This is a genomic window from Gemmiger formicilis (assembly GCF_900167555.1).
Classification (GTDB): Bacteria; Bacillota; Clostridia; order Oscillospirales; family Ruminococcaceae; genus Gemmiger; species Gemmiger formicilis.
Map to the genome: position 1 here is coordinate 24,349 of NZ_FUYF01000023.1, position 6,368 is coordinate 30,716.

General features: G+C 62.8%; 5 protein-coding genes. 1 reads left to right on the forward strand and 4 read right to left on the reverse strand.

Annotated features, from left to right (window positions below):
* Positions 1-85: 85 nt before the first annotated feature.
* From lgt to B5D32_RS12750, 3 genes are read right to left on the reverse strand one after another with little or no spacing between them, the layout of a single operon-like run.
* The gene (gene lgt / locus B5D32_RS12740; protein WP_078785380.1) at positions 86-1,123 is read right to left on the reverse strand and encodes a prolipoprotein diacylglyceryl transferase; all 1,038 of its coding nucleotides are present in this window, start codon (positions 1,121-1,123) and stop codon (positions 86-88) included.
* Between the two features lie 16 nt (positions 1,124-1,139).
* Positions 1,140-2,438 carry an EF-P 5-aminopentanol modification-associated protein YfmH gene (gene yfmH / locus B5D32_RS12745; RefSeq protein WP_078785381.1) on the reverse strand — a complete coding sequence of 433 codons (1,299 nt, stop codon included), beginning with the start codon at positions 2,436-2,438 and terminating at the stop codon, positions 1,140-1,142.
* Positions 2,428-3,729: a M16 family metallopeptidase gene (locus B5D32_RS12750; RefSeq protein ID WP_143402760.1), complete on the reverse strand. Its 1,302-nt coding sequence runs from the start codon at positions 3,727-3,729 to the stop codon at positions 2,428-2,430. The genes yfmH and B5D32_RS12750 overlap by 11 nt, the downstream gene beginning before the upstream one ends.
* A 283-nt stretch (positions 3,730-4,012) precedes the next feature.
* On the opposite strand from B5D32_RS12750, the gene B5D32_RS12755 reads away from it, so the two are divergent.
* Positions 4,013-5,293 carry an amidohydrolase family protein gene (locus B5D32_RS12755; RefSeq protein ID WP_078785383.1) on the forward strand — a complete coding sequence of 427 codons (1,281 nt, stop codon included), beginning with the start codon at positions 4,013-4,015 and terminating at the stop codon, positions 5,291-5,293.
* A 228-nt stretch (positions 5,294-5,521) separates the two neighbouring features.
* Here the strand turns inward: B5D32_RS12755 and B5D32_RS12760 are convergent.
* The coding region (locus B5D32_RS12760) for an aspartate kinase (protein ID WP_078785384.1) at positions 5,522-6,368 on the reverse strand (847 nt) is incomplete at its 5' end.

Below are 6,368 nucleotides of genomic sequence, written 5' to 3' on the forward strand. Positions count from 1 at the left end.
GGTAGATTTCGGGTTTTGGTGAGATTCTCTCCCGCATCCGCTGCGGCGGGAGAGAGCCTTGCCATTATCCGAAACGGTTCCTTTTTTACTCCTTCGGGTCCTCAATCTCCTCGATCTCGACCTCGCTCAAATCCAGCGCATCCAGACGCGCATTCATGGCATCGGTGGCCTTGACAAACTCGGCGTGGGGTGCGCCGGCGGGCAGGGTGTCCGGCGTGAAGCGGTCCCCTGCCTCGGCCTGCTTTTTCAGGTCCTTCACAGCCAGCGGCACCATGAGCGGCTTGCCCTTGGCATTGCGCAGACCGATGGCCATAAGCGTGGCGGCCACGATGACCGACCCAATCGCCACCAGCTGGCTGGCGCGCAGACCGGTATTGCCGATCAGCAGCGAGTCGGTGCGCAGCCCCTCGATCCAGGCGCGGCCCAGGCCGTACCAGATGATATAGCCCAGGAAGATTTGTCCGTTGAACCGCCGTTTTTTGTAAAGCGAAGCCAGCACGGCGAAGCCAACCAGACACCAGATGCTCTCATACAAAAACGTCGGGTGTACCGGCGCGGCGGGGTCCACGGTCACGCCCGCGGGCAGCGTGACCTGCACGGATTTGAGATACGCCTCCGTGCCCTCGCTGTACATGCCCCAGGGCAGCGTCGTGTTTGTACCGAAGGCCTCCTGATTGACGAAGTTGCCCCAGCGGCCAATGCCCTGCCCGATCAGAAAGCCCAGCGACACCAGATCAAACAGCGGCAGCAGCGGCACCTTGCGCCATTTGGCGGCCAGCCCGCCGAACACAAACGCGCCGATGACCGCGCCATAGATGGCGATGCCGCCCTTGCGGATGTCGATCATATCCCAGAGGCTTTGATACTCAAAGGGTGCCATAGCTACGTAATAAATACGGGCACAGACGATGGCCATGACCGTGCCGATGGCCACAACGTCCACCAGACGGTCCGAGTCAATGCCGTAGTCCACGGCATTGCGGAAGGCGTAGAGCATCGCCAGCAGCATGCCCGCCGCGATGATGACGCCGTACCAGTAAATGTTGAACCCGCCGATGGCCAGTGCCACGCGGTTGATCGTCAGATCCAGGCCCAACCCGGGAAATTGCACATGATAGACCATTTTCAACTTAACCTCGTTATTTTTCTGCCGGGTCGATCTGCACGTAGGCGCGGTTTTCCTCCCGCAGGGCCGTCTGCAGCAGGGCGTTGGCGTCCTCCACGGTCAGCGCGGCCAGCGCGGCGATCTCGTCCGCCAGCGTGCGGCCCTTCAGGCAGGCCGCGGCGGCCTCCTCGGCGGCATCGTCCACAGCCTCCACGTCGCCCAGCAGCTCGCCGTACATCTGGTTTTTCACAAGCATAAAGACCTCGGGGTCAACGCCCTCGCGGCGCATCCGCTCGATCTCCTCCTGTAAAAGGTCCACGACCTGGCGCGGGGTGTCGCTCTCGCCGGTAAAGGCCACGGTGCAGGCGCCGCGCACGGCGATAAAGTCACCGGAGAACTCGGGGTTGACCAGCGCTTCATCGTACAGACGGCGGTAGAGCTTCGTCAGGCCGCCGACGACCAGATCGCCCAACATGTCCAGCAGCAGCTCGCGTTTCAGGTCCCCCTCGGCCAGCGGCTCCTCACGGTAGGCCACGCCGAAGCAGGGCTTCGTGACAGGCATCGTGAAGAACGCTTCCTTGTGGGGCAGCGGGCCGGTCTGCGCCGGGATGTCCCACTCGACCTCATGCGGGGCGCGGGCGCGGTACAGGCCGTTGCGCTTGCAGGCGTCCACAGCCTGCGCCAGCGTGATCTTGCCCGCGACGCTCAGCACCATATTGGACGGCGCGTAGAACCCCCTGGTGCAGCTGTAGAGCATCTGGGGCGTCAGCTCGGCAATGCTCTCCACCGTGCCTGCGATGTCGTCGCGCAGCGGGTGGTCGGCGTAGAGGCAGCGGAACAGTGCGTTCAGCAGCCGCCAGTCGGGGCTGTCGTCGTACATTTTGATCTCCTGCCCGATGATGCCCTGCTCCTTGGCAATCGTGGCCTTGGTGAACCACGGCTTGCCGACCATGCCCAGCAGAATGTCAAGGTTCTCATCAATTTTCTGGGTCGCCGAGAACAGGTAGCAGGTGCGGTCATAGCTGGTAAAGGCGTTGGCCGACGCGCCGGTCTTGGCGTAGAAGGTGAAGGAGTCGCCCTTGGGCGTCTCGCACATTTTGTGCTCCAGGAAATGCGCCGTACCGGCGGGCAGCGTGACCTGTTTGCCGTCCAGCCTGAACGCGCGGTGGACGGAGCCGAAGCCCGTGGCGTAAATCGCGTGGACGCTGCTGTAGCCCGGCATCGTGCGGCAGAGCACGGTCAGGCCGCTGGGCAGCACGACGCTTTCACAGCTGACGGCGGCAGCGGCGCGCGCCTGGGCAGCGGCGAAGCTCTCGTGATCGTTATTCAACATCCTCGCTGCCTCCCTTCCCCTGCGTGCCCGGCTCGGCGGTCACGGCGTAGCAGACCGAATAGCTGTAGCTCTGCAGCGTCTGGCGCACCTCGTCCAAACTGACGGCGCTGGTCAGCACCTTGCCGTACTCCGGCGGGTAGAGCGGCTCGCCGCGTGTGATCTGGCCGTAGTACCAGTTTTCCAGCGCGGCCAGGCTGTCGCCGAGTGCGTCCATGCTGGACAAAAGACCGCGGCGGCAGTCGTCCACTTCTTCCTGGGTGATGGGGCCGTTTTTCAGGCCCTCCAGCTCGGCAATGATGGCGGCCTCGGCCTGCTGCTCCTTGCCCGGCTCGACGCCGGAGTCGATCATCATGACGCCGGTGGCGCGCTGGGCGGCAGAACCGCAGTAGTAGCAAAGGGACTGCTTCTCGCGCACGTTGCGGAACAAACGGCTGGTGGCAGAGCCGCCCAGCACGCTCATGGCGACGCGCAGGATGCTGACACTGGGCGGGTTGGGGTTGGCTTCGCCCGTGGTGAACAGCATACAGAGCTTGGCCTGGGTCAGGCCGGGGATCTCCTCTTTAAAATGGCGCAGCGGCGTGGCGGGCATGGCGACGGGCGCGGCAAACGGGCGCGGGTCACGGCGGATGCCGTCGAGCTTTTTCAGCAGCATATCGGCCACGCGGGCCTCATCGACGCCCTGCACCATCACGTCGATGTACGCGGTGGAGAGGATGCGGTCATACTCGGCCTTGAGGCTCTGCGGCGTCACATTGACAAGCTCGCCGGGGTAGCCGCCCAGCTCGATGCCCGCGGGGGTGTCGCCGTAGAATTTGCGGCGGGCCTGCCGCACGCAGTAGAGACGCTTCGAGTTGAACTCGGCCTCAAGGCGGCGGGCCTGGGTCTCGGTCTCGATGCGCACGGCCTCGGGGTCGAACGCGCCGTCCACGAGATACGGGTCAAAGATCGTGCCGAACACAATGTCGGCGTAGGCGGCGGTCAGGTTCTCCCCCGCCAGCGCGTAAGCGTCCTTGATGCCGCAGATATCGGCGGAGAGCACGCGGTCCGTGCCCGCGCTGGCCAGGTCAACGCCGAGGTCCGCGCCGTACAGCTCGGCCAGGCGGCGGGACAGCGCGGTCATATCGGGGCAGGCCGCGTAGCCGCGTTCCAGCACAAGGGCCAGCACCGCGGCGTCGGTGGCAGATTCCCGCTTTGCCGGAAAGCGCAGATGCAGCGTGATGCGGCAGCGGTTAAATTTAGAAGCATCCAGCGTTGTAATGCAAACGCCGGGCGCGAGTTGTTTACGTTCCAAATCGTTATTCCTTTCAAACATCAATAGATATTAGTATTATACCGCTTTAGCGACGTAAAGTAAATAAAAAACTTGCAACAGATGGGGTAGATTGTTTATAATAGAGAAGAAAAGCCTCCCTTGTCAAAGGGAGGTGGCCGAGCTTTGCGAGGCCGGAGGGATTCCAGGCGCCTACGGGTGTGCATTGCCTTTCCGGAAGGCCCGACAGGAATCCCTCAGTCCGCTTGCGCGGACAGCTCCCTTTGACAAGGGAGCCTTTACACTGCATAAGTGAGGTTACATCATGAACACTTTCACCCTGAAAGGCACCTTCCTCGACACCCCCGCCCCGGACACCCTCCGCGTCCGCGAGGGCTATCTGCTGTGTGAAAACGGCCTGTGCGCCGGATTCAGCGAGACTGCCCCTGCCGGGGTGGAAGTTCTCGACTATACGGGTAAAATCATCACGCCGGGTCTTGTGGACCTGCATCTGCACGCGCCGCAGTACAGCTATTGCGGCACGGCGATGGATCTGGAGCTGCTGGACTGGCTGCAGCAGTACACCTACCCCGAGGAAGCCCACTACGCCGACCCGGCCTACGCCAGGCTGGGCTACTCCTATTTTGTGCGCGACCTGAAAAACAGCGCCACAACGCGTGCCTGCATCTTTGCGACGCTGCACACCGACGCAACGCTCGAACTGATGCACCAGCTGCGCGGCGCGGGACTTTCCGCCTTTGTCGGCAAGCTGGGTATGGACCGCAACAGCCCTGACAGCTACCGTGAGCCGTCCGCCGCCGCGGGTCTGGCCGAGACGCGCCGCTGGCTGGATACCTGCCGCGCCGAAAACACCCTGCACGCGGGCCCGGTGCGCCCGATGATCACGCCGCGCTTCACCCCCAGCACGAGTGACGAGTATATGCGCGGTCTCGGCGAACTGGCAAGAGAATACAACGTACCTGCGCAGAGTCACCTGTCCGAAAATCCGGGCGAGATCGCGTGGGTCGCCGAGCTGTGCCCCGGCACAAAATTCTACGGCGAGAGCTACAGCCGGTACGGCCTGTTCGGCGGCGGCGTGCCCACTGTCATGGCGCACTGCATCTACAGCCCCGATGACGAGGCCGCGCTGATGAAGCAGAACCGCGTCATGATTGCCCACTGCCCCACCAGCAACGAGAATGTCATTGCGGGCATCGCCCCCGCGGCGCACTACCTGCGCGGCGGCTGGCGCGTCGGCCTGGGCAGCGACGTGGCCGGCGGTCAGACGCTGGACCTGTTCACGGTCATGGCTACCGCCGTGCAGGTCAGCAAGCTGCGCTGGCGGTATATCGACCAGAGTGAAAAGCCGCTGACGATGGTGGAGGCGCTGTATATGGCAACTGTCGGCGGCGGAGATTTCTGGGCCGATTTTGGCGAGAAGGTCGGCCTGTTTGAGGACGGCTATGCGTTTGACGCGCTGGTGCTGGATGATGACCCGCTTAAAAATATGCGGGCGTTCAGCGCTGCGGAGCGTTTGGAGCGGTATGCGTACCTTGGCAAGGGTAAGCTGACGGCAAAGTTTGCAGCAGGCGAGAAGCTTTTGTAATAAAGGGTAACAGGCAAACCCCCTCCGGCCTCGTAAACTCGGCCAGCTCCCCTGATGGGGCGCCTTTTTGCGCGGGCTACGCCCGCGAGAAAGCCTTCCCATCAGGGGAGGTGGCCGCGCGTCAGCAAGGCTGGAAGGGTTCTGCCCGTTTACCCTAACAACAACGTCCCCCGTGCACCATCGTGTGCACGGGGGACGACCCATTTCCCTCTATATAAGACCTTACAATCAGTTGATGAATGCGTCGTGGATGGCGGCAACTGCCTTGTCGGCGTCGGCCTCGTCAATGATGACGCTGATCTTGATCTCACTGGTGGAGATCATCTTGATATTGATGTTCTGGTTGAACAGGGCCTCGAACATCGTGGAGGCCACGCCGGAGTGGCTCTGCATACCCGCGCCGACGATGGAGACCTTCGCGCAGGTCTTGTCAACGGTGATGTCGCCGCCGCCGATGCGGTGCGTGGCGTTTTTCAGCGCGGCAACGGCGCTCTCGGCGTCGCCCAGGGGCACGGTGAAGCTCATGTCCTTCTTGCCGTCGCGGCCCGTGGTCTGCAGAATGATGTCAACGTTGATGTTCTTCTGGGCCAGCAGGCTGAAAATTTTGAACGACATACCGGGCACATCCGGCACGTCCTTCACGGTCAAAACGGCGACGTCGGTGTCCTTTGCAACACCCTTGATGAGCATACCTTCCACTTTGGTCTCCTCCTTAACAACGGTGCCGGGCACCGGATTGATGCTGGAGATGACCTCCAGCTCGACATTGTACTTTTTGGCCAGCTCGACGCTGCGGTTGTTCAACACCTGCGCGCCCAGGGACGCCAGCTCGAGCATCTCGTCAAACGTGATCTCCTTGAGCTTGGTTGCCTTGGGGATCTTGCGCGGGTCTGCGGTGTAGACGCCCTCGACGTCGGTGAAGATCTGGCAGCGGTCCGCGTGCAGCGCAGCGGCCAGCGCCACGGCAGAGGTATCGCTGCCGCCGCGGCCCAGCGTCGTGATGTCGTCGGAGCGGTTCAGGCCCTGGAAGCCTGCCACGACGACCACACGGTTGCGCGCCAGCTCACTCTCGACA

Excerpts from the sequence above, each read along its gene's own strand:
- lgt (WP_078785380.1), bottom strand. The coding sequence starts at position 1,123 with ATGGTCTATCATGTGCAATTTCCCGGGTTGGGCCTGGATCTGACGATC.
- yfmH (WP_078785381.1), bottom strand. The coding sequence starts at position 2,438 with ATGTTGAATAACGATCACGAGAGCTTCGCCGCTGCCCAGGCGCGCGCC.
- B5D32_RS12755 (WP_078785383.1), top strand. The coding sequence starts at position 4,013 with ATGAACACTTTCACCCTGAAAGGCACCTTCCTCGACACCCCCGCCCCG.